The 21,842-nt window shown below is 55.3% G+C and carries 21 protein-coding genes and 1 pseudogene; 10 read left to right on the top strand and 12 right to left on the bottom strand.

Annotated features, from left to right (window positions below):
• Positions 1-816: a cell division protein FtsX gene (locus BUB72_RS06665; RefSeq protein ID WP_245814762.1), complete on the bottom strand. Its 816-nt coding sequence runs from the start codon at positions 814-816 to the stop codon at positions 1-3.
• A 104-nt stretch (positions 817-920) separates the two neighbouring features.
• The gene (locus BUB72_RS06660; RefSeq protein WP_073142022.1) at positions 921-1,598 is read right to left on the bottom strand and encodes a cell division ATP-binding protein FtsE; all 678 of its coding nucleotides are present in this window, start codon (positions 1,596-1,598) and stop codon (positions 921-923) included.
• 159 nt (positions 1,599-1,757) lie between these two features.
• Between BUB72_RS06660 and BUB72_RS19275 the strand changes: the two are divergent.
• Together BUB72_RS19275 and BUB72_RS06655 are read left to right on the top strand one after the other, a co-directional pair.
• Positions 1,758-1,853: pseudogene (locus tag BUB72_RS19275) on the top strand (zinc-ribbon domain-containing protein); the annotation flags it as partial.
• A gap of 42 nt (positions 1,854-1,895) precedes the next feature.
• A complete protein-coding gene (locus tag BUB72_RS06655) occupies positions 1,896-2,603 on the top strand; it encodes a hypothetical protein (protein ID WP_245814760.1) in 708 nt (235 codons plus the stop codon).
• A gap of 2 nt (positions 2,604-2,605) precedes the next feature.
• Here BUB72_RS06655 and BUB72_RS06650 read toward each other — a convergent pair whose 3' ends face one another.
• The 3 genes from BUB72_RS06650 to BUB72_RS06640 are packed head-to-tail and all read right to left on the bottom strand — an operon-like array spanning position 2,606 to position 6,814.
• Positions 2,606-5,197 (bottom strand): TIGR02302 family protein, encoded by a 2,592-nt coding sequence (locus BUB72_RS06650; RefSeq protein WP_139250626.1) that lies wholly within the window; start codon positions 5,195-5,197, stop codon positions 2,606-2,608.
• 34 nt (positions 5,198-5,231) lie between these two features.
• Positions 5,232-6,497: a diaminopimelate decarboxylase gene (gene lysA / locus BUB72_RS06645; RefSeq protein ID WP_073142015.1), complete on the bottom strand. Its 1,266-nt coding sequence runs from the start codon at positions 6,495-6,497 to the stop codon at positions 5,232-5,234.
• A complete protein-coding gene (locus BUB72_RS06640) occupies positions 6,497-6,814 on the bottom strand; it encodes a DUF2834 domain-containing protein (protein ID WP_073142013.1) in 318 nt (105 codons plus the stop codon). Before BUB72_RS06640 ends, lysA begins: the two co-directional genes overlap by 1 nt.
• Positions 6,815-6,965: 151 nt before the next feature.
• Between BUB72_RS06640 and BUB72_RS06635 the strand changes: the two genes are divergently transcribed.
• From BUB72_RS06635 to BUB72_RS06620, 4 genes are all read left to right on the top strand, one after another.
• A complete protein-coding gene (locus BUB72_RS06635) occupies positions 6,966-7,931 on the top strand; it encodes a phosphatase PAP2 family protein (RefSeq protein WP_217653845.1) in 966 nt (321 codons plus the stop codon).
• 66 nt (positions 7,932-7,997) lie between these two features.
• Positions 7,998-9,632 carry an electron transfer flavoprotein-ubiquinone oxidoreductase gene (locus BUB72_RS06630; RefSeq protein WP_073142009.1) on the top strand — a complete coding sequence of 545 codons (1,635 nt, stop codon included), beginning with the start codon at positions 7,998-8,000 and terminating at the stop codon, positions 9,630-9,632.
• 117 nt (positions 9,633-9,749) lie between these two features.
• A complete protein-coding gene (locus tag BUB72_RS06625; protein ID WP_073142007.1) occupies positions 9,750-11,459 on the top strand; it encodes a tetratricopeptide repeat protein in 1,710 nt (569 codons plus the stop codon).
• On the top strand, positions 11,459-12,307 hold the full coding sequence (locus tag BUB72_RS06620) for a 4-(cytidine 5'-diphospho)-2-C-methyl-D-erythritol kinase (protein WP_083588597.1): 849 nt from the start codon (positions 11,459-11,461) through the stop codon (positions 12,305-12,307). The genes BUB72_RS06625 and BUB72_RS06620 overlap by 1 nt, the downstream gene beginning before the upstream one ends.
• Positions 12,308-12,312: 5 nt before the next feature.
• Here the strand turns inward: BUB72_RS06620 and BUB72_RS06615 are convergent, their stop codons facing one another.
• A complete protein-coding gene (locus BUB72_RS06615; RefSeq protein ID WP_073142003.1) occupies positions 12,313-13,314 on the bottom strand; it encodes a polyprenyl synthetase family protein in 1,002 nt (333 codons plus the stop codon).
• Between the two features lie 57 nt (positions 13,315-13,371).
• Here BUB72_RS06615 and BUB72_RS06610 point away from each other — a divergent pair, with 57 nt between their 5' ends.
• The 3 genes from BUB72_RS06610 (at position 13,372) to BUB72_RS06600 (ending at position 14,603) form a co-directional block, all read left to right on the top strand.
• Positions 13,372-13,587 carry a putative signal transducing protein gene (locus BUB72_RS06610; protein WP_073142001.1) on the top strand — a complete coding sequence of 72 codons (216 nt, stop codon included), beginning with the start codon at positions 13,372-13,374 and terminating at the stop codon, positions 13,585-13,587.
• A 6-nt stretch (positions 13,588-13,593) separates the two neighbouring features.
• Entirely contained in the window at positions 13,594-14,343 is a 750-nt protein-coding gene (locus BUB72_RS06605; protein WP_073141999.1) for a tRNA1(Val) (adenine(37)-N6)-methyltransferase, read from the top strand.
• Between the two features lie 95 nt (positions 14,344-14,438).
• Positions 14,439-14,603: a YdcH family protein gene (locus BUB72_RS06600; RefSeq protein WP_073141997.1), complete on the top strand. Its 165-nt coding sequence runs from the start codon at positions 14,439-14,441 to the stop codon at positions 14,601-14,603.
• Here the strand turns inward: BUB72_RS06600 and yddG are convergent.
• The 5 genes from yddG to BUB72_RS06575 all read right to left on the bottom strand — a co-directional run bounded on the left by yddG (position 14,600) and on the right by BUB72_RS06575 (position 19,697).
• Positions 14,600-15,466 (bottom strand): aromatic amino acid exporter YddG, encoded by an 867-nt coding sequence (gene yddG, locus BUB72_RS06595; RefSeq protein ID WP_073141994.1) that lies wholly within the window; start codon positions 15,464-15,466, stop codon positions 14,600-14,602. The two genes, BUB72_RS06600 and yddG, sit on opposite strands and share 4 nt — an antisense overlap.
• Positions 15,459-16,400, bottom strand: coding sequence for a transcriptional regulator GcvA (locus BUB72_RS06590; protein ID WP_073141992.1), 942 nt, complete (start codon positions 16,398-16,400; stop codon positions 15,459-15,461). The genes yddG and BUB72_RS06590 overlap by 8 nt, the downstream gene beginning before the upstream one ends.
• Before the next feature lie 310 nt (positions 16,401-16,710).
• A complete protein-coding gene (gene phbB / locus BUB72_RS06585; RefSeq protein ID WP_073141990.1) occupies positions 16,711-17,436 on the bottom strand; it encodes an acetoacetyl-CoA reductase in 726 nt (241 codons plus the stop codon).
• Between the two features lie 85 nt (positions 17,437-17,521).
• Complete coding sequence (locus tag BUB72_RS06580; protein WP_073141987.1) at positions 17,522-18,697, bottom strand: acetyl-CoA C-acetyltransferase; 1,176 nt, start codon at positions 18,695-18,697, stop codon at positions 17,522-17,524.
• A gap of 172 nt (positions 18,698-18,869) precedes the next feature.
• A complete protein-coding gene (locus BUB72_RS06575; protein WP_073141985.1) occupies positions 18,870-19,697 on the bottom strand; it encodes an EAL domain-containing protein in 828 nt (275 codons plus the stop codon).
• A 136-nt stretch (positions 19,698-19,833) separates the two neighbouring features.
• Between BUB72_RS06575 and BUB72_RS06570 the strand changes: the two genes are divergently transcribed.
• Positions 19,834-20,406, top strand: a complete 573-nt coding sequence (locus tag BUB72_RS06570) for a DNA-3-methyladenine glycosylase I (RefSeq protein ID WP_073141982.1) — start codon at positions 19,834-19,836, stop codon at positions 20,404-20,406.
• Here the strand turns inward: BUB72_RS06570 and gndA are convergent.
• Entirely contained in the window at positions 20,403-21,809 is a 1,407-nt protein-coding gene (gndA, locus tag BUB72_RS06565; RefSeq protein WP_073141979.1) for an NADP-dependent phosphogluconate dehydrogenase, read from the bottom strand. The genes BUB72_RS06570 and gndA overlap by 4 nt on opposite strands.
• Positions 21,810-21,842: the final 33 nt, after the last annotated feature.

Raw genomic sequence — 21,842 nt, 5'->3', positions numbered from 1 at the left:
TCACGTCACCTCGTTCAATGTGCGTAGGGCGGCACTTCGCGTAGCCCAGAACGCCACCAAAGCGGCCAGCGGCGGAATGGTCAACGGCCAAAGCCAGTGCCACCCCTGAAAACCAAGTCCCGTGAGGAAGGCACCCTCATCAGCCGCACTGGGCAGCAGGGCCACCGCAATGCAGCCCGCTATCGTGCCAACAGCAGCGCCAAGCAATGCGCGGATCGTGAAGCGTCGAACGAACGCGCGGGCGATATAGACATCGCGCGCGCCCACCAAACGCGTAACGCGAATAACCTGAGCGTTTGCGGCAAGAGCAGCACGCGCGGCGAGCGTAATCATGGCCGCCGTCGACAAGCCAATCAGGGCGATGGCTATCCAGCCCAATCCACGCAACCGCTTTGCGGCATCGACCAGCGGACGCCGCCAGCGTGTGTGATCGTCCAGAAACGCTCCCGGAGCTTCCCCCGCCAAACGCAGTCGCAAACCGGCGGCGTCATACCCGCTTTCCTCTTCGACTACTTCGATAAGTCTCGGAATGGGAAGATCTTTCAGCGGTAGGTCAGGTCCGAACCATGGCTCAAGAAGCAGCATCTGCTCTTCTTCGGACATGATGCGGGAGCGGGCAACGCCGGGCGTGGTCCGCAACACTTCTTGTGCAGCGAGAGTCTGCGCCTCGATTTCCTCCAGTGGGGCTGAAATCCGGACAGTTGAGGTTTGTGCCAACTCGCTTGCCCAACGTTCAGCCAAACGGCCGGTCGCCAAGGACAAAGCTAAGGCGAATACCGCCAGAAAGGCCATCGATCCGGCTGTGAAAGTCGTCAACGTTGCAGTGAATCCAGTTGGTGGCACTACTCGGTCCGCCGCTCGGTCACCGCCGGCAATCTCTGTTATCGTAGCCAAAGCCGAACGCAATTTATCCAAAATACTCACAGGTCTGCCCCCGCAAGTTGTAACCGTTTGTCCTTGATCCGAAGCACGCGTGCCGCGACCTGCGCCTTGGTGTTCCGGATCAAATTGAGATCGTGGGTCGCCACCAGAACTGACTTGCCCATCTTGTTGAGCTCGATCAGCAGCGACATAAGGCGTTGCGACATTTCCCAGTCAACATTCCCAGTGGGCTCGTCCGCCAGTATGACGTCAGGACCCATGATCACCGCACGCGCCAAAGCGGCACGCTGGCGCTCACCACCCGACAATTCAGGGGGCAATTGGTTTTGCTGCTTGGTCAAACCGACCCAACCGATCAAATCCTCAAGGTTTTGCCGCTCGGCCCCGACATCGCGGCCAGACACGGTCAACGGCAGGGCGATGTTTTCTGCAACGGAAAGGTGGTCAAGGAACTGGCACTCTTGATGAACAACCCCGATCCGCCGCCGTGCCAATGCGATTTGATCACGGCCCAGTGTTGCCACATCCTGATCAAATACCTGCACCAACCCTTTGGATGCGGCCAATTCCATATAGCATAGCTTGAGAAATGTGGATTTTCCCGCACCCGACGGGCCAGTCAGAAAGTGGAACGATCCTGCTTGAAGCCTTAGCGAAATGTCGGTTAGCAAGTCACCACCGCCATAGCTATAGGCTACGTTTTCCAGTTCTATCACAGGGCCTGCTCCAAGTTTGATTGCGCAACAATTACGCCATAGGCAGCAACAGTTGCAATCAATTGGAAACAACAATGCTTGGAATACACATTTCCACAGGCTAAGACTTGATTAGATGTGAGGCGCGCCAAGGCTTTAGCGCGAAAAAGCGGGGATTTCATGCGGCTGGTTTGCCCAAATTGCGATGCGGAGTACGAGGTTGATGACGGCCTAATTCCGCCCGAGGGGCGAGATGTCCAATGCTCCAACTGTACAACGACCTGGTTTCAAGCGGCACCGGAAGCCGCCAGTCCGGACATGCCAGCAGCAGAAACCGAGCACGAGCCGCAAGCCGAGGAGCTGGATGATGATCCCGATCTGGCGGCGATAGCGGCTGCGACAGCTGCCGCAGCGGGCCTCACGCCGCGCAAACCTGCCGTAGATCAAGCAGCGATGGATGTTATTCACGAGGAAGTTGAACGTGAAACAACAGCCCGCAAAGCAGAACTCGGCGGAATCGAGACACAACCGGATTTAGGCCTAGACGATTCAGATTCTGAGGTTCGCGCATCGGCCGCCCGCGACCGGATGGCGCGACGCCGTGGATTAGATCCGCAGGCCGCGACGATCGAGGATGATGATCAGGCGTTGACCGCAGCACCAAAGCGCGAAGAGGCGGCGACGAAAAAAGAGCTGTTCCCCGATATCGAGGAAATCAATTCGACGCTGTCCCCGGAAGCCGCAGAAGCCGAAGCCGAAGCGGCAAGGATTGCTGCCGAAGGCGGCGATGTCAGTCAGGTTCAAAAGAGAAGTGGTTTTCGGCTGGGCTTTGGCTTGATGCTTCTGCTCGCCGTCGGATTGCTGATCCTATACGTCTATGCACCGCAAATCTCTCAACGGATGCCAGCCTTGTCTGGCGCGCTAGATAGCTACGTTGCATCAATCGATAGCCTGCGCGTCTGGCTCGACACGGCGGCGCAAGGACTTGTTGAAAAGATTGGTGTCACGCTGGACGATCAATCTTAGGCCTAGAACTGATCCAACAACCTTTTCAGGTAATCCCGCTCGATTTCGGGGCGGTTCTGTTCGCCAGAACGGCGGCGGATTTCATCTAGAAGCTCACGCGACCGGCGCTGCGCATTCTCGCCTTGCAGCATATTCTCTTCTGAACCGATCATCCCGTCGGAGCCTTGCTCACGCCCGAGTGGATCCTTGTTCTGACGATCCGCGCGGCCTTGGGTCTGGCCTTCATTGCCCTGACCGTCCCGCTGATCTTGCGCCATAGCCTCACTAAGATTGCGCATACCTTCACGCAAAGCTTCCATCGCATCTGACTGAGCACCTAGCGCGTCTGCTGTTTGCTCGTCCCGCAACGCCTCCTCCGCGCGGTCCATAGCTTCACCGGCACGGTCAAGCGCTTCGCGTGCAGCGTCTCCTTCCGGAGTGCCTCGGCCCGGCAAATTGCGTTGTTGGCGGTTCAGCTCGTCACGCAACGCTTGCTGACGATCCGCCAATGACCGCTCACTGCCTTCACCGGGCTGCTGGCCCTCGGATTGCTGGTTCCCTTGGCCTTGCTCGCCTTCCTGTTCACCTTGCCGTCCACCTTGGCCATCATGGCTCTGCCCGCGGCCCTGCCCGCCATTGCGCCCCTCATTGCCTTCGCTTTCGCCGGCCTGCGCACCGGGGTTGAATTGTTCTTGAAGGTCACGAAACGCCTCATCGCTTAGGCCTTGCTGTTCACGTAGCGTGTCTTGAAGACCCTCCATCGCCTGTTGGCCCGGACCTTGCTGGCCTTCGCCACTCTGACCTTCGGCAACCTGCATGTTCTTCATCATTTCCATCAACTGGTCGAGCAAGGCCTGCGCCTCGGCCATTTTGCCTTCTTCCATCAGACGCTGAATTTCGTCGAGCATCTCTTGGAGTTGATCATCCGTAACTTCTTGCGAGTCGCCCTGCGCTTGTTGCTGGGGCTCACCATCCTGCCCCTCTTGCGCTAGCTGCTCCATATATTGCTGCATGGCCTCACTGAGTTCTTGCATCAGCTCGGCGATTTCCTCGCTTGTCGCACCGTCCTTCATCGCATCGGAAAGCCGCTCCTGCGCGCGCTTCAGGCGTTCTAAGGCGTCGGAAAGCCGCCCGTCTTCAAGCAGCGTGGCAGCTTGCCATAACATATCAGCGATTTCGGTCTGCTTCTCGTCGGTGATCCCGAACTCTGTCGCCAGTTCCAACCGCGTGATCGCCATGCGAACGGTCAGATATGCGACCTCGCTGGGAAAAAACCCCTCTGGGTCGTAGGTAATCGTTCTAAGAAGCTGGCTAATTCGCCCCGCATTCTCGCGGGACCAGAGAAGATCACGACGTTGCTCCACCAATGCTTTGGCGATGGGTTGGAAAAAGCGCCGCCCCGGAAGTTCCGCCTTGACGGACGCCGGCGCGCTGGATTGCTCCGACGCATCTATGACGGACAAATCGATCTTAACCGGTAAATTGGCCCATGGATGCTCTGACAGGTTCTCGATTAGTATTTCATCGAAGTTTTCTCTGCCGCCGGAATACGGCATCGGTAAATCAAGAACGATTGCTTCTTGCGGCTCCGGGTCAACGACCAATCCGTAACGGCGATCAACTTCGGCCAAATCCAGCGATATCGTCGCGGTTCCGCGCTCCACGCCGTAGTCATCGGATGCAGTAAAGGGCAATTCCATCTCGCCATTGATTTGCCGAGAGACCTCAGCCCCCGCTGCAACAATCGGCGGCTCGTCCGTCTGGGCCGTGATTGTCCATTCTGCTTCGCCATCGCCTTCTATACGGATGATACCGTCGTTCTCGATTACTCTGCTGAACGCAGTTTTTTGCTCTTCCGTTTCCGGCTGCTCAACGCCTGATACAGTCTCGGAAAGCGTCAGACTTCCGACCTGACCGTACAGCCGCACCGTCAGGTCGCTGCCCTTCGGCACCGTCAAACTGGAGACCTTTACGTCGTTCAAGTAAAGGCTGGGCTTCCCAGTATAGCTTGGCGGCTCAATCCAGATTTCCCAAGCTGGACCTGCAGCCACGGCCTTCCCTAAACCGCCCGGCGTCAGATCATCCAGCGAACCCGATCGCAAAAGACTTCCGAACCCGAGAGTTGTTACCAGCAACAGCAACGCGACATAGCGCATTGCATAGGGGTCTTGCGCGGACACGCGCAAATCCGGTGACACGGCCTCAGCTTCAGCCAATCGGGCCTGCATTTTTGCCTTGTGTGCCTGCCAAATTGCCTGCGACGCGGCATCGCTGCCGCCAAGCGCTTGTGTATCAAGAGCCGCAGTAACAGATCGTCCCGGCATCGTGCGGTCGATCCGGTTCAGCGCGTCCGCCCATGTTGGAACCCGAAATTTTTTCCATGCATAGTAGAGCGAAGCGCCAAAACCGAACGTCGCCGTCAGGGCAAGCGTCCACAACGCCCACATTGGCAGGGAAGCACCGCCTACAAATATTAGTACAACGACACCAAAAAACAGAACGGTCCAAAGTGGCCAGAACGCATGCGTGATGCGCTCAGCCCAAAGGCCCAGCAACGTAAACCGTGTGGGCCACGTCAGTGCAGAAAGGTCTAGCTCGGTGTCAGGCTTGCTCATCAAGTCATCCCGTTGGGCCCGACGCACCATAGCGTCAAAGCCACGAAGGAATGGTATCCCGATTTATCATCTCGTCAAAGGTCGGACGCTCCCGAATGACGGCGAATTGATCTTCATGGACCAAAACCTCGGGGATAAGTGGCCTAGAGTTGTACTCGGATGCCATAACGGCACCATAAGCACCTGCCGACCGGAAGGCCACCAAATCGCCTGCCGCAACAGGCGGCATCATGCGTTGCTTGGCGAACGTATCGCCACTTTCACAAATGGGCCCGACAATATCGTATTTTACCTGCTCGACACCCGCAGCTGGCTCGATCACCGGAACGATATCGTGATATGCACCATACATCGCTGGCCGGATCAGATCGTTCATCGCCGCGTCTATGATCATGAATTGGCGGTCTGCGCCTTCTTTGACGTAAATGACCTCCGACACCAAAAGGCCCGCATTTCCGGCAATCAAGCGCCCTGGTTCAATCTCGATTTCGCACCCCAGATGCCCGACTTTGTCCTGCGCAAGTTGCCCGAATTCCTGCGGCAAAGGCGGTGCATCATTGGAGCGCTCATAGGGGATGCCCAATCCGCCACCCAGATCAAGACGTCGAATATCGTGACCTTCAGCGCGCAAGAGCTTTGTTAGTTCGGCAACTTTTTCAAACGCCTGACCAAACGGCTCCAGCTGGGTAAGCTGGCTGCCAATATGCACGTCGATCCCGATCACCTCCAAGCCCGGCAAGGCAGCCGCCGCAGCATAGACTTCTTTAGCCCGCGAAATCGGGATGCCGAACTTGTTTTCTGATTTTCCTGTCGCAATTTTCTCATGGGTTTTCGCGTCCACATCAGGGTTTACCCGAATGGTGACCGGCACGGTGACCCCCATCGAAGAGGCAACTTCTGACAGCGCCTGCATCTCTGGTTCGCTCTCGATATTGAACTGGCGAATGCCACCCTCTAGCGCCAAACGCATTTCAGCACGCGTTTTGCCAACCCCTGAAAATACGATGCGCTCACCCGGAATGCCTGCAGCTTTGGCCCGCATATATTCACCGCCGGACACGACATCCATGCCTGCGCCAAGGTCACCCAAAAGCTTCAAAACCGCCTGATTGGAGTTCGCTTTCATCGCGTAGCAGACCAGATGGTCAGCCCAATCCAGTGCTTCGTCAAACAAGCGGAAATGGCGCGTCAGTGTCGCGCTGGAATAAACGTAGAACGGCGCGCCTACTTGCGCGGCGATATCAGCAATGGCGACATCTTCGGCATGCAGATTGCCGTCGCGGTAAAGAAAATGGTCCATCAGTCGAGCGGCCTTGTGCGCAAAAATAAATAGAGCGGCAAGCCGCAGGACACACCGATACAGAATGTCGCCGGGATCGCAACCAAGGTCAGCCAATTTCTGCGCACAGAAACCTCGGCAATGATCCAGACGGTCAGCGCTATCGCGGCGATCGTGAGATCCCAAACCAAGCCAGACGATGCGGCATTTGCATGCCATGCTTCAACCATCAACCCCAACGAAAAACCGTGTTCGGAAAACCACTTCATAAAGTAATACATCGGGTGGATCGCCCCCCAAATCGCAAGGGCAAGATAGATCATTCGCAACACAGACATCGCGGTAGCTCCTGTACCAGTTGAGCGGCGATGTAGCTCATTACCTTATCGTCGGAAAGGTCCGAGGCCCCCCGATAACCCTGCATTTTCCTTATTTTCGCCCAATGAGCACGGCAAATTGCGCCAAAGGGCTTAGGGGGCCTACGATATGATGCGACACTACTTACTGTTTTCATTGGCATATTTCGCCTGCGCCGTGGCGTTGGTTTTTGCTATGCGTGAACAGCCTGCCGCGTTGCTACTGGGCGCGGTTCGCACATCCTTTTACCTGCTAAAGTCATTTGCTGAATGGATGCCAATCTTGGGCATCTTCCTTGCCGGGTCGCTCTATCTGACCCGAAAATATGGTGTCCGCGCACGAATAGTTCCGACAATCTACGCATTGCTTGGATGCCTTATCTTTTCCATGGCCTTCTCGCTGGTCAAAACTTCTATCCCTTACATTCAGCCATTTTACGCAGACCCGCTCTTTGCAGACCTAGACGCAGCACTACATTTTGGCGTCGACCCTTGGCGGATCACGCACTTGGTTGCGACATTCGTGCCGCCTTCAGTCATCGTTGTCCTGTATTTTATGGTCTGGTTTCTGCCTGCTGTCTTTCTGCCAGCCTTTATCGCGCTCACGGATACCGACACAGAACGATCCAAGCGCTTCATGATCCTCTATGTTATATCTTGGATCGGCCTAGGAAACGTGATGGCAATGTTGGGCAGTTCTGCGGGTCCGGTCTATTATGATCGCCTGATTGGCGGCACGCGCTTTGCAGATTTGACAGCAGCACTAGAGAGCAGCGGAATTGCCGCGTCGGCCTTAGGGCGCGTGCAGGACAACCTTTGGCAATTTTATTCTGATGGGGGTCAAAGTGTTGGCTCCGGCATCTCTGCTTTCCCGTCGGTCCATGTCGGTCTGGCAGCCGTCACGCTGCTATATCTTTGGGAAAGGTCGCGTGCTCTGGCACCTTTCGGCGTGCTCTTTGCTGCAATGATCATGTTCGCATCGGTCTATCACGGCTGGCACTATGCTGTTGACGGATATGTGTCGATTATTGCCGTAACCGCACTCTGGGCCGTGCTACGGCGACGCAACGTCGCAATTGCCACTTACATTCCTGCTTGATTGAAGGTTTAAAGCTAACAAAGTTGCGAACCCGTCCCGCAGGGGCGTTGCGAGAGGAATTGACACATGGCCGAGATTGAACGCGAAAGCATGGAATACGATGTGGTAATCGTGGGGGCCGGTCCTGCCGGTCTAAGCGCTGCCATCCGCCTGAAACAGCTGGACGCCGACCTCAATGTCGTTGTCTTGGAAAAAGGCTCCGAGGTCGGTGCGCATATCCTATCCGGCGCGGTTTTGGACCCTTCGGGTCTTGATGCGCTGCTGCCAGATTGGCGCAATATGGATGCCCCGATCAACGTGCCCGTGACATCGGACAATTTCTATATGCTGGGCGAGGCCGGTCAGGTCCGCATTCCCAACTTCGTGATGCCCCCACTGATGAGCAATCACGGCACCTACATCGTCTCCATGGCCAATGTCTGCCGCTGGATGGCCGAGCAGGCCGAAGGTATGGGCGTAGAAATCTTCCCCGGCATGGCGTGTTCCGACATCGTCTATGGCGAGAATGGCGAAGTGAAGGGCGTCGTGGCTGGCGTCTTCGGACTGGAAGCCGACGGCTCCTATGGCGAAAACACCGAGCCGGGTATGGAATTGCACGGCAAGTACGTTTTCCTGTCGGAGGGTGTCCGGGGGTCGCTGTCCAAACAGGTGATCGAGAAATTCGATTTGGCCAAAGACGCGAGCCCCCAAAAATATGGCCTCGGCATGAAAGAGATCTGGGAGATCGACCCAGCCAAGCACAAAGAAGGCACCGTGACCCACACAATGGGCTGGCCTTTGGGCAAGAATGCGGGCGGTGGATCATTCATCTACCACCTCGACAACAACCAAGTTTACGTGGGCTTCGTGGTGCACCTGAACTATGAAAACCCGCATCTATTCCCCTACATGGAGTTCCAACGGTTCAAGCATCACCCCATGTTGGCCGAGCTTCTTGAAGGCGGTAAACGCGTGGCTTATGGCGCGCGCGCAATCACCGAAGGCGGCTGGCAGTCCTTGCCCAAAACCGCATTCCCGGGTGGCGCTTTGCTGGGTTGCTCCGCTGGTATGGTCAACGTGCCGCGGATCAAGGGCAACCACAATGCGATGCTGTCTGGCAAAGCCGCAGCAGAAGCGGCCTTTGAAGCCATCGGCGCGGGCCGTTCGGGTGACACATTGGACGGTTACGACACCGAAGTGCGAACCGGCGCAATTGGCAAAGACCTGAAGCGCGTGCGCAACGTGAAGCCGTTGTGGTCAAACTACGGCCTAACCGCATCGTTGGCGATCGGCGGGGCGGATATGTGGTGCAACAACATCTTCGGCACCTCACCGCTGAACTTGAAGCACGGAAAATCCGACGCCGAAGCCACTGGCAAAGCGGCCGATTTCAAGCCAATCGACTACCCCAAACCTGACGGCAAGCTGTCCTTTGACCGGCTGACCAACGTGGCATTCTCGTTCACCAACCACGAAGAAAGCCAGCCCGCGCATTTGAAACTGATTGATGACAGTATCCCAATCTCGGTAAATTTGCCGCAATATGCCGAGCCCGCGCAACGCTACTGCCCGGCAGGTGTGTATGAGGTGGTCGACAACAATTTCGTCATCAACTTCCAGAACTGCGTTCACTGCAAAACTTGCGATATCAAAGACCCGTCGCAGAACATTGTGTGGACCACGCCGCAAGGTGGTGATGGGCCAAACTATCCAAACATGTGACGATCTAATGGCGCGGCGGGAGACACCCCGCGCCATTGTTACCAAACGCGTCATGGACAACCCCTCTTCGCGCACCTATTTCTCTAGGTGACGCAAGAAGAATTGGGCCCGACTAATATGATCAAGACTCGTATACAACGCCGCGTAGCGGGGCTTTTACTGTCACTGGCCGCTAGCACTGCACCAGCCATTGCAGCCGAACTCGGGTTGGCTGGGCCATATCTTGCCGCACGTCAGGCGACGATCTCCTTCGACTACAGCGAGGCTGCGCGCTATTACCGCCGCGCAGTCGCGGCTGAACCACACAACCTCCTGCTTAAGGAAAGTGCCATCATCGCGATGATCGGCAAGGGTGATATTAACGGCGCAACAGTGATCGCTTTGGAACACGAAGCAGCTGGCGGGCGGAACCAAATTGTCGACCTTGTTCTGGACACCGTCGCCGTTGCGAACGGCGATTTCGACCGCGCATCCGAAGAAAGCCCGGAAACCACGGGGCTTGCTCCGCTTCTCGGCGGTTTAACAAGAGCATGGGCCTTGCTCGGCCAAGGCAAAATGTCAGACGCGACAGATGCCTTTGCGAAAGTAGCCGAAACCGAAGACTTCGCTTCATTTTCCCACTATCATAACGCTCTGGCGCTCGCTTCCGTGGGTGATTTCGAAGGTGCCGATAACATCCTGTCAGGCAAAGAATTTGGACCTCTAATTCTTAGCCCACGCGGAATTGAAGCTCACGCCCAGATACTTGCACAGCTAGAGCGCCGGAGCGATGCAATCGAGCTATTGAACGTTACGACCGCGAACGGTTTCAGCGCCGAACTGGAATCCCTGAAAGCACGCCTCGAAGCTGACGACGTGGTCAACTATGACTTTGTAAGCAATGCGAGCGAGGGTATCGCGGAAGTCTACTTCAACTTGTCTGCGGTGCTCGACGGTCGCGCAGCTCCAGAGCATGTTCTGCTTTATGTACGAATGGCGCAACACATCCGCCCTGATCACGCTCCGGCAGTTTTGATGGCTGCAGAAATTCTGGAGGGGATGGGTCAGTTCGACCTGGCAACGGAAGCCTATGCCTCTTTGGACGCGAGTTCCCCAGCCTATGTGCTGGCCGAAATCGGCCGCGCCAATGCGCTTTATTCTGATGACCGCAAAGACGCGTCAGTCGAAGTGCTGACGGCGTTGTCCAAATCACATGGCGACATTGCTATGGTCCATTCAACGCTTGGCGATATCCTTAGCAGAACGGAACAAAACGAAGGGTCTGTGGCTGCATACTCACGCGCGTTGGACCTCAATGGCATCGGGAACCGCAGCAACTGGCGCATCATGTATGCACGCGGGATCGTAAAAGAACGTATGGGTGATTTGGTTGGAATGGAGCGCGATTTCCGCACGGCTCTGGAGCTATCCCCGAACCAGCCTGACATTCTGAACTACCTTGGCTACTCGCTGGTCGAGCAACGCATCAAGCTCGATGAAGCGCTTCAAATGATCCAGACAGCCGTGAAGGAAAGCCCCGATAGCGGCTACATCACGGACAGCCTTGGATGGATATTCTACAGGCTTGGTCGCTTTGAAGAAGCCGTGGCTCCGATGGAGCGCGCAGTTGAGCTTCTACCCGTTGATCCAATCGTCAATGACCATCTGGGCGATGTCTATTGGAAGGTTGGCCGCGAACGTGAGGCAGAATTCCAGTGGAAACGCGCCTTGTCCTTTAAGCCGGAAGAAGCAGAAGCTGAGCGTATTCGCGAGAAACTCTCCCGCGGGCTGACAGCTGTACTGGAAGACGAAGCCAAAGCCGGAACGACGCAAACCGCGAACGACTGATGCTAGAGCAGTTCGCTCCAGCAAAGGTGAACCTGACGCTTCACGTCACCGGGCAAAGCGCGAACGGATACCATTTGCTAGACAGTTTGGTGATGTTTGCCTCGGTGGGTGATCACCTGACGTTTGAGCCCGCTGATGCATTATCCCTTACCATTGATGGGCCCGAAAGCGGCGCGATCCCCACCGACGGCAATTCCGTCTTATCTGCCGCTCACCTAATCGACCCACAGAAATCTGCGCACATTCATCTAACGAAAATTCTTCCGGTCGCCTCTGGTATCGGAGGCGGAACAGCAGATGCCGCTGCTGCCTACCGTGGCTTGTCGAAGCTGTGGGGTTTACCGGATGCCGTGCCGGGCAGCGAAACCTTCGCGCATGTCGCAAAGTTGGGGGCAGATGTCCCGATCTGCCTATTTTCGCAAACCGCGCGAATGTCAGGTATCGGTGAAAAAATTGAGTTCATGCCAGACTTGCCTGCGCTGGATGCGGTACTTGTAAATCCCCGCGTTGAAGTGTCTACACCCGCAGTTTTCAAAGCCATTTCATCCAAAAACAACGCTTCAATGAGAATGATACCTTCCAACTTCATTGATCAGACAAGGTTTATAACTTGGCTGCGACACCAACGAAATGACATGCAGGACGCAGCCGTGTCTATCGCACCGATGATTGAGAACGTCTTATCGGCGCTTTGGGATACTAAGAATTGTCAGTTAGCTCGGATGTCCGGTTCCGGAGCGACTTGTTTTGGAGTGTTCCCAAGCGCTGAAACCGCTCGGTACGCCGCATTACAAATCAGCCGTGAACATCCGGACTGGTGGGTGAAACCCTGTGCTCTCGGCGCGTGACGGACCTAGTCGAGACGTGACACCACGTAATCGGCCAAATCACGAAGCATATCCGTCAAATCCCCCTGCGGAACCGCATCAAGGGCCGTTTTTGCCTTAGCAGACCAAGCCAAAGCGTCTTCACGTGCCGCGTCCAATGCCCCGTGCTTTTCGAAAAGCGTCAGCACGTGATCAAGATCGCCGTCTTGTTGCTTTCCTTTTTCAATCGTGCGGACCCAGAAATCGCGATCTGCATCGCCACCGGATGCAATCAATTTGATGAGAGGCAAGGTCAGCTTCCGCTCGCGAAAATCGTCGCCAACATTCTTGCCCGTCTTCGCGGTGTCACCGGCAAAGTCCAAAATATCATCGGCAATTTGGAAGCTGATACCCAGCGCATCACCATATGTGTACAAGGCCTGAACGACCTCATCTGGGGCGTCGGCGATCATCCCGCCAACCTGTGTTGCGGCCGAGAAGAGCGCAGCGGTTTTGCCTCGCACCACCTGCAGGTAAATATCTTCGGTCGTTGCCAAGTTTTGGGCGGCAGTCAACTGAAGCACTTCGCCTTCTGCAATCACAGCCGACGCATTAGAAAGCACTTTCAAGACGTCCAACCTGCCCGCTTCCGTCATCAGCTGAAACGACCGCGCGAACAGGTAATCCCCGACCAGAACCGAAGACTTGTTATCCCAAAGCAGATTAGCCGCAGGTCGCCCACGGCGTTGTTCACTGCCATCAACAACGTCGTCATGCAAAAGCGTCGCTGTGTGAATGAACTCCACCGTTGCGGCAAGATGAATATGATACGGGCCGCCGTAACCACACAACCGGGCCGCTGCCAGCGTAAGCATCGGCCGGACACGCTTGCCGCCTGCATCAACAAGATGCGCTGTAACCTCTGGGATACGCGGGGCGTGCTCTGACGCCATGCGTGTGCGGATCAACTCCCCAACAGCGTCGAGATCATATGCCAAAGCGCCCTTAAGGCGGTCATGGGGCTTAACAGAGGGGGTATCCAAACTCATTATCTCGTTCTGCCTCGTCTCTCGACAAACGTGCTGGCCTGTCGTTAACTCTATCTCATGAAAGAGCTTTTGCGCAGCAACGATCCCACAATCATAGCCTTCTCTAAAGCTCTTTTATCAGGAGAAGATATAGGCGTGTTCGAAATGGACGTCCACATGAGTGTTCTTGAAGGCTCCGTTGGCATATTGCCGCGCCGCTTGATGGTTCGGGAGCAGGACCTGTTCTTGGCGCGAGCGATCCTACGTGACAATGACATTCATCTGAGCGACTGACGACCTATGGGATTTGCTTCTGACGAGCTTACGCATGATGCTTTTCTGGGTGGAAAATTGCATTTATGGCAGCCGCGCAAAGGATACCGCGCCGCCACTGATCCCGTGCTTCTTGCCGCGTCCTGCCCTGCAAAACCCGGGCAAACCGTGCTGGAGCTGGGGTGCGGTGTGGGCACCGCCTCCATCTGCTTGCGTACGCGGGTTGAAGCCCGGCTAAGTGGCATCGAGTTGCAACCCGCTTATGCTGAACTGGCCCGCCGCAACGCCGCCGAAGCCGGCTTTGAAATGGAGGTTGTCGACGCAGATCTCGCCCAACTCCCGGCTGATCTTCGCAACCGCAGTTTCGATCATGTTATCCTGAACCCTCCATATTACGGCCCCGGCACAGCTTCGCCAGATGAAGGCCGAGACACTGCTTTGCGTGAACACACTCCACTTTCTGTATGGGTCGACACGGCCCTGCGACGGGCCGGTCCAAAGGGGTGCGTCAGCGTCATTCATCTTATCGACCGGCTTGGAGACCTTATTGAGATGCTCAATTCTCGGGCAGGTCTAATCGAAATCAAGCCAATCGTTGCGCGAACGGGTAAGCCTGCCGGGCGGGTTTTGCTGCGAGCGCAAAAAGGGCGTGCCGCAAAGACAATACTCCATAACCCGTTGGTTCTGCACGATGGGTTGCAGCACAATCAGGATGGTGATGACTACTCGCAAGCTGCCACCGATATTTTACGCAACGGATGCTCACTAAAATTTTAGAAGCAATCGCTGCAATGCCGCGACGCATTTGCGTGACTTGGGCTTTTTAATGTGATGCAATGAAGATCTAAACCACACAAAAAGGAGTTATGCCCATGACGATCAGTTCTCACGTTTCTGAGCTGAAGCGCAAACACGATGCATTGTCCCAACGAGTGGAAGAAGCACAAAGAAGCCCAGGCTCAGACGACCTGACTGTCGTTGAACTGAAAAAGCAAAAGCTGCGATTGAAAGAGGAAATTTCGAAATTCGCTGATTAGGATTTTCGTGACCCAAGCGCGGCAAGCCCCGCTCCGGCCGTAATCAGTCCGGCCGCGAGCAATAAAACTGCCGTCGCTTGGGCATACCCTGCTACGATCAAGATACAAGTAGAGAACAGCGGCGCCGCATAGGATGCAGTGCCAAGCAACTGGATGTCGCCCTGCTTGACGCCAACATCCCACAAGTAAAATGCCAAACCAACGGGCCCCAATCCGAGCCCTGCGATCGACAGCCATGTGATGGCACCGCTCGGCAAAACTGTTTGCTCGAAGATCAAATGTGCAAGACCCGACAGAATTGCAGTGGCTAGGCAAAAAAATGTGACAACTTCGGTCGGCACTGCACGAAAACGCCGTGATACAACGGAATAGCCCGACCAAGTTAAGGCACACAAAACCGCCAGCAAATACCCGGGCACATAGGCCCACTGAAACCCCGCCCCGCCCCGCGCCACAATAAGTGCCGCTCCAGTGAAGGAAACGATCGCACCCAATACATGCAGCGGTTTCAGCTTTTCATCGGGGAGCAGGCCAGAGAAAATTACAATCAACAGCGGCCAGAGATACGCGATAAGCCCTGCTTCAGCGGCTGGAGCCAGCCTTAGAGCCGAAAAGTACAATGCGTGGTAACCAAAGAGCCCGCCAATCCCAAGCACCCAAGCCAAAACCGGAACGGACCTGAGCGTCCGAAAGAGATGTCCGCGCTTAAGTGAAAACCCGAGGCCGACCAGCCCGCCTATCAAGAAAGCCATAGCGCTAAGCTGAAAAGGAGGTATCGGGTCCGATCCCACAGTCAGCAATGCCAGCAAGGACCAAAGCAACACGGCCCCAAATCCAATCGTCGTCGCCAAGGATTTACTCATCAGGTTGCCTGAGCAAAAACCGAGCGTCCTGCGCAACCGTGTCCATTCCTGCAATCTCCCGTACAACCCACTCGATGAAGCGTGCCACCTGCGGCCGTGCTTCCTGTCCTTTAGGGCAAACAATTCGGTAACTCGCGCCGGTAGGCAACCGATGACGGATTGGCATGACCAACCGACCATCCCCCAAATACGTCGCCGCCAAAGACAGCCTACCCAACACAACACCACCACCAGCCAAGGCTGCATCCACAGCATGATCCGCCTGAGAAAATCGTGGCCCGTGCTCCTCGATATATGGAACCTCCGCAGCGGCAAAATATGCGCGCCAATTCGCAGGTGGCTTGAGAAAATCAATGTCTTCTTGATGAAGCAATGTCATCCTTTGCAAGTCGGCCACCTCGGTCACGTTCTTGGCAAGTTCCGGCGACATCATTGGCGCCATCCACTCGTCTATCAACGTCCTAGAGTACAACAGCGGATCAAATTCCTGACCAAAGCGAATGGCGACATCCACGTCATCACGGGCAAAATCAACCAACCCGAGGCCAGCGGAGAACCGAAGCTCAATGTCAGGATTCTCTTTGGCGAAGCTGAACAGCTTCGGGGCGAGCCATTTTGCGGTAAAGGCTGGCCCAGCGGTCACCGTCAGGGTTGCACTGTTCAACCTTCGCTTCACAGCGCGCCATGCAGATTGCAATGCGTCAAAACCATCAGACACACCGGGGGCGAGCAACTGCCCCTCCTCGGTGAGTTCTACCGCGCGGTTTAGCCTGCGGAACACGAGCACCCCAAGATGCTCTTCAAGCGACTTTATTTGAAAACTAAGTGCTGCTGGGGTCACGTTCAACTCATCCGCTGCACGCGAGAAACTCATATGTCGCGCTGCTGCCTCAAAGGCGCGCAATGCAGATAGTGGGGGAAGCCTGTCGCTCATCTCACTCAAGTAATACTAAACTGAATGAATAGAAAGTCTAGTTTGTGGCCTTAACCTAAAGAAAGCATAAGAGTTTCAGTTAAGTTATTCAGGATAGAACTGGAACACCCCATGATCGAGACACACTTAAGCCAGCACATCATCGCCGCTCACAAACGCGCCCACAAAGAACGCGCGGACGCGTTTGCGAGGTTCTTTCATACTATTCCGCGCTTTGTATCTAACCTGAGGGGGCGAAGCTAAGGCTAAGCGATCAAAAAAAGGGCCAGCGCATAATGCACTGGCCCTCCTGTTGATCAACAAGCGTGGATCAAGCCATGTATTGGCCACCATTGGCAGAAACTGTCGAGCCGGTAATGAAACCTGCATCATCAGAGGCAAGGAAGACCACAGTGCGCGCAATTTCTTCAGGTTCACCCAAACGGCCAACAGGAATTTGCGGCAGGATCACTTCGTTCATCACCTTTTCAGGAATCGTGCTCATCATCTCGGTATTGATATAACCCGGACAAATCACGTTTACGGTGATGCCAGCGCGGGCACCTTCCTGAGCAAGAGCCTTTGTGAAACCGATATCGCCAGCCTTCGCAGCTGCGTAATTGGCTTGAGCGAACTGGCCCTTCTGGCCATTGATCGAGCTAATGGTGATGATCCGCCCAAACTTACGTTCACGCATACCGGGCCAGACGGGGTGGCTCATGTTGAACACGCCCGAAAGGTTGGTGTTCATCACTTCTGACCATTGCTGTGGCGTCATCTTGTGGAAGGGCGCATCGCGGGTGATGCCGGCGTTGTTCACCAAAACCTCTACTGGGCCTAAGTCAGCTTCGACTTGTGCAATTCCAGCGGTGCAGGCTTCGTAATCAGCCACGTCCCATTTGTAAGTCTTGATGCCAGTTTCGGCAGTGAATGCGGCGGCCTTCTCGTCATTGCCAGCGTAGGTCGCAGCAACGGAGTAGCCAGCAGATTTTAGAGCCTTGGAGATTGCCGCGCCGATTCCGCGCGATCCTCCGGTAACAAGTGCAACACGGGACATGGTGATTCCTCCTAAATCAGGTAATAATATTATGTCTAAATCAGAATAGGTTGCGCAATTTTCGTGCGCAACCCTGTTTTCTGTATCAGTCGCGTTCGACGCAGACCGCGACACCCATGCCGCCACCGATGCACAAAGTCGCGAGGCCTTTTTTGGCGTCGCGGCGCTGCATCTCGAACAGCAAAGTGTTCAACACACGACAACCAGAGGCACCAATCGGATGGCCGATAGCGATAGCGCCACCGTTGACGTTCACAATCGCCGGATCCCAGCCCATGTCCTTATTCACCGCGCAAGCTTGCGCCGCGAAGGCTTCGTTCGCCTCAACGAGATCAAGATCTGAAGCTTTCCAGCCTGCTTTCTCGAGAGCCTTGCGGGAGGCATAAATCGGCCCAACGCCCATGATGGACGGATCTAGCCCAGCAGTCGCATAGCTGGCAATACGTGCCAACGGCTGCAAACCGCGCTTCTCGGCGTTTTCGGCACTCATCAGGAGTGTCGCTGCAGCACCATCATTCAGACCCGATGCGTTTGCAGCTGTGACCGAACCATCTTTGGTGAAAGCAGGGCGCAATTTCGCCATCGCTTCCATAGTTGCGCCATGGCGGATGTATTCATCCTGATCGACGGTCACATCCCCCTTGCGGGTTTTAATTGTAAACGCGGCAATCTCGTCGGCAAACTTACCAGCCTTCTGCGCAGCCTCGGCTTTGTTCTGGGAGGCGACTGCAAATTCATCCTGCATCTCGCGGCTGATTTGCCATTGGTTGGCGACATTTTCGGCGGTTTGGCCCATGTGATAGCCGTTGAAAGCATCCCATAGACCGTCACGGATCATGCTATCGATGTACTGCATGTCGCCCATCTTCTGGCCTTGGCGCAAGTTCGCGACGTGGCCGCTCATGGACATGTTCTCTTGGCCACCTGCAACGACAATCTCAGCGTCGCCCAGCATGATGTGCTGCGCGCCAAGTGCCACCGCACGAAGGCCGGAGCCACACACTTGGTTGATCCCCCAAGCGGAGCTTTCTTGCGGAAGACCTGCGTTGATATGAGCCTGACGGGCAGGGTTTTGCCCTTGGCCTGCGGTGAGAACCTGGCCCAGAATGGTTTCTGAGACTTCACCTTTATCGACGCCGGCCCGCTCTACAACGGCTTCGATAACAGCGGTTCCCAGATCATGGGCCGGAGTATTGGCAAACGAGCCTAGGAAGCTACCTACAGCGGTGCGGGCTGCTGAGGCGATTACGACATTGGTCATGGACATTCCTTTCCTGCGATCGGCGTGTCTCTGCTGCCCAGAGCACTGGATATAACCGACCGTGTATGGCGAAGCATTTAACTGGCTTACGTAGGGTATACGATTGGACAGGGTGTCTCACATTGCGGCGAGAAACAAGGTCTTGCTCCAACAGATTGTCGACCATCGCCCACTATCTTAACAGAGCGCGTCTTTCGGCACTTGCGTCCTTTTCCCAAGGCTTCGACACAGATGGAACACCAAACAGATAGCCTTGAAGGCAGTCAATTCCGATTTCCCTAAGATATTCAGCCTCTTGCGGGCGCTCTATACCTTCTGCGACCGTGAACATGTCAAACTGTTGAGCAATGGAGACCAAGGCCTGCATCAAAACCTGATTGTCGCTATCAACATCGATGTTGCGTGCAAAAGACGTGTCGATCTTAACCAGATCGAAATAGAAATCCTTGAAGTGCCGGAACGCAGTATAGCCCGCACCAAAATCGTCAAGCGCAAAGGAAACCCCCCGTCGCTGCATACGCATCATAAAATCCGAAACCAGATCGGGCATCAGAAGAGCAGATGATTCGGTAATCTCGATGATGAGCCGCTCGCCAATGGTTGGATCACTTAGCAAGCCGCGTTCCAACGCAGTTTCCCACTGAGGATGTCCGATAGATCTGGGCGACATATTGATTGAGAGTCTCAGCCGCGGTTCTTTCACCAGGCTTTCCACGCCCAATTCCACCGCCAAACAGTCAATGAGCCGCCCTTCTTCCCGCGCCTCAATTGTTTCGATGAACTCTTTTGCAGGAATGATCCGCCCTGTTTCATCAAGCACCCGGATTAGACCTTCGTAAAATGCGATCCTTTTCGTATCTGCGCCCTGCACCACCGGTTGGTAAGCGAGCAAGACATCTTTTTTGCGTAATGCGGCTCGGACCATATCCAGAACATGCACGTCACGTTGTGAAATCGCGGCAGACAAAGGGCTGTCTTCTGAGTTTGGATCAAATGTCATAACGCGTTCTACAGTGATTTCCGGTTTGATCCATCTAGGAGCTTCGGCCTTAAACGCGGGTTAATGTTCCAATTTTGTTCCAATTAGAGTAAACAACGATTCAATCTTGGAAGCCCTTGGAATACAGGTGAAAACTATGAATGATCGTTGCGGTTGGTGTGGCACAGAAGAAATCTATGTCGATTACCACGACACAGAATGGGGCGTACCGGAATATGACAGTCGCGCGCTGTGGGAGAAACTGATTCTAGACGGGTTTCAAGCCGGGCTAAGCTGGATCACCATTTTGAAAAAACGCGACGCCTTTCGGGATGCATTTGAGGGCTTTGATCCAAATATCATCGCAGGATGGGGCGACACTGATGTGGAACGTCTACTGCAAAACACAGGCATTGTGCGACATAGAGGGAAAATCGAAGCCACCATCGGAAATGCCCGAGCATGGCAAAAGATTGAGCAGCGCGAGGGTTTCGACACTTTTCTGTGGAAATATTTCGACGGCAAGCCGCTGCAAAACGATTTCCGCAGCCTGAGTGACGTGCCTGGTTTCACGCCACTTAGCACCCAAATCTCAAAAGACTTGAAAAAAGAAGGTTTCAAGTTTTGCGGCCCGACAATCGTCTACGCGTTCGCGCAGGCTTGCGGTCTAATCAACGACCATCTCGTAACCTGCCCGCGCCATGATGAGGTTAAAAAGCTCGCTCGTTAGGAGCCCCAAGGGCCGTGATGCGCCCCCTCCTTGTCGACACGCTCGAAACTATGCGCTCCGAAGAAATCACGCTGCGCCTGAATCATATTGGCGGTCGAGCGACCGGTGCGCATAGCATCATAGTAGCTGAGCCCTGCCGCCAAGGCAGGCACTTGCAACCCGTGCGACACAGCAATTGCCACAACCTTGCGTAGCGCTGGTGTGTTTTCGTCGATCATCTTGGCAAAGAAAGGTGCGAACATCAGGTTGTCTTGAGGCGCGGCGGTCAATGCCTCGGCCATATCATTGAGCATGGTTGATCGAATGATACAGCCTTCGCGCCAAACGCGCGCGATTTCCGGCATGGGCAAGTTCCACCCGAACTCTGCGCTTGCGGAGTTTAGCAAATGGAAGCCCTGCGCATAGCACATAATCTTTCCCGCGATCAGCGCCTGCTCCAGATCGTCACGACCAAGCGCACCAGCGGGAAGCGGCACAGGGGCGGCGCCGAAGGTCGCCTCCCCGCGTTCGCGCTCCGATTTCATCGCGGACAGGTTGCGCGCAGCAACCGCAGCTTCAATCACTGGTATTGGAGCACCCAGATGCTGCGCCTCAATCACCGTCCAGCGACCGGTACCCTTTTGCCCGGCACGGTCCAGAATGATGTCGAGCACTGCATTCCCAGTCGCCGGATCTGTGGCGGCAGCGACCTTGCCCGAAATCTCGATTAGGTAAGATTGCAATGGCCCCTTGTTCCACGTATCAAACGCCTCGGCACAAGTTGCAGCGTCTGCCCCCTGCCCGTCACGCAATATCCCGTAGATCTCCGCGATCATTTGCATATCGGCATATTCGATGCCGTTATGAACTGCCTTTACAAAGTGACCCGCGCCGCCCTGCCCCATCCACGTGGCGCAAGCGGTACCTTCGTAATCGGCGGCAATCGCAGTGAGGATATAGGAGACCTGATCCCAAGCCTTCTTGCGCCCACCACCCATGATGGACGGGCCATGGCGGGCACCTTCTTCACCACCGGACACCCCAATGCCAAGGAAAGGGACGCCATCGGCCTCGGCTTGGGCCGCGCGTGCCTCTGTATCGCGGAAGTTGGCGTTTCCTGCGTCTATGATCAAATCATCCTTGCCCAGCAATGGGCGAAGCGCCGCGATCTGTTCATCCACGGCCCGGCCGGCAGGGACCATCAATATGATAGCGCGCGGCTCTGCAATGGACGCCACCAAGTCCTCAAGGGTGTCGCAAGGTGTGATCTGTTCGGCAAGTTCACCCGCTTCAGCGTGGAATTCTGAGGTGCGGGATGTCGTCCGGTTGAACACCGAAATAGCGAACCCCTTCTCCGCAATATTGAGGGACAACATTGCCCCCATTGTACCAAGTCCGATCAAGCCAATTTCAGATTTCGACATTGCAAAGTTCTCCCCAGTCTGCCTTCATCTGTT

Origin of the sequence: Litoreibacter ascidiaceicola, assembly GCF_900129235.1 — a bacterium.
GTDB classification, from domain to species: domain Bacteria; phylum Pseudomonadota; class Alphaproteobacteria; order Rhodobacterales; family Rhodobacteraceae; genus Litoreibacter; species Litoreibacter ascidiaceicola.
Note: the sequence above shows the minus strand (reverse complement) of the source record. Positions and strands in the feature narration are given on the sequence as shown.

Coding starts and splice junctions, on each gene's coding strand:
- BUB72_RS06655 (WP_245814760.1), top strand. CDS start 1,896: ATGCCAGCAGCAGAAACCGAGCACGAGCCGCAAGCCGAGGAGCTGGAT.
- BUB72_RS06650 (WP_139250626.1), bottom strand. CDS start 5,197: ATGAGCAAGCCTGACACCGAGCTAGACCTTTCTGCACTGACGTGGCCC.
- lysA (WP_073142015.1), bottom strand. CDS start 6,497: ATGGACCATTTTCTTTACCGCGACGGCAATCTGCATGCCGAAGATGTC.
- BUB72_RS06640 (WP_073142013.1), bottom strand. CDS start 6,814: ATGTCTGTGTTGCGAATGATCTATCTTGCCCTTGCGATTTGGGGGGCG.
- BUB72_RS06635 (WP_217653845.1), top strand. CDS start 6,966: ATGCGACACTACTTACTGTTTTCATTGGCATATTTCGCCTGCGCCGTG.
- BUB72_RS06630 (WP_073142009.1), top strand. CDS start 7,998: ATGGCCGAGATTGAACGCGAAAGCATGGAATACGATGTGGTAATCGTG.
- BUB72_RS06625 (WP_073142007.1), top strand. CDS start 9,750: ATGATCAAGACTCGTATACAACGCCGCGTAGCGGGGCTTTTACTGTCA.
- BUB72_RS06620 (WP_083588597.1), top strand. CDS start 11,459: ATGCTAGAGCAGTTCGCTCCAGCAAAGGTGAACCTGACGCTTCACGTC.
- BUB72_RS06615 (WP_073142003.1), bottom strand. CDS start 13,314: ATGAGTTTGGATACCCCCTCTGTTAAGCCCCATGACCGCCTTAAGGGC.
- BUB72_RS06610 (WP_073142001.1), top strand. CDS start 13,372: ATGAAAGAGCTTTTGCGCAGCAACGATCCCACAATCATAGCCTTCTCT.
- BUB72_RS06605 (WP_073141999.1), top strand. CDS start 13,594: ATGGGATTTGCTTCTGACGAGCTTACGCATGATGCTTTTCTGGGTGGA.
- BUB72_RS06600 (WP_073141997.1), top strand. CDS start 14,439: ATGACGATCAGTTCTCACGTTTCTGAGCTGAAGCGCAAACACGATGCA.
- yddG (WP_073141994.1), bottom strand. CDS start 15,466: ATGAGTAAATCCTTGGCGACGACGATTGGATTTGGGGCCGTGTTGCTT.
- BUB72_RS06590 (WP_073141992.1), bottom strand. CDS start 16,400: ATGAGCGACAGGCTTCCCCCACTATCTGCATTGCGCGCCTTTGAGGCA.
- phbB (WP_073141990.1), bottom strand. CDS start 17,436: ATGTCCCGTGTTGCACTTGTTACCGGAGGATCGCGCGGAATCGGCGCG.
- BUB72_RS06580 (WP_073141987.1), bottom strand. CDS start 18,697: ATGACCAATGTCGTAATCGCCTCAGCAGCCCGCACCGCTGTAGGTAGC.
- BUB72_RS06575 (WP_073141985.1), bottom strand. CDS start 19,697: ATGACATTTGATCCAAACTCAGAAGACAGCCCTTTGTCTGCCGCGATT.
- BUB72_RS06570 (WP_073141982.1), top strand. CDS start 19,834: ATGAATGATCGTTGCGGTTGGTGTGGCACAGAAGAAATCTATGTCGAT.
- gndA (WP_073141979.1), bottom strand. CDS start 21,809: ATGTCGAAATCTGAAATTGGCTTGATCGGACTTGGTACAATGGGGGCA.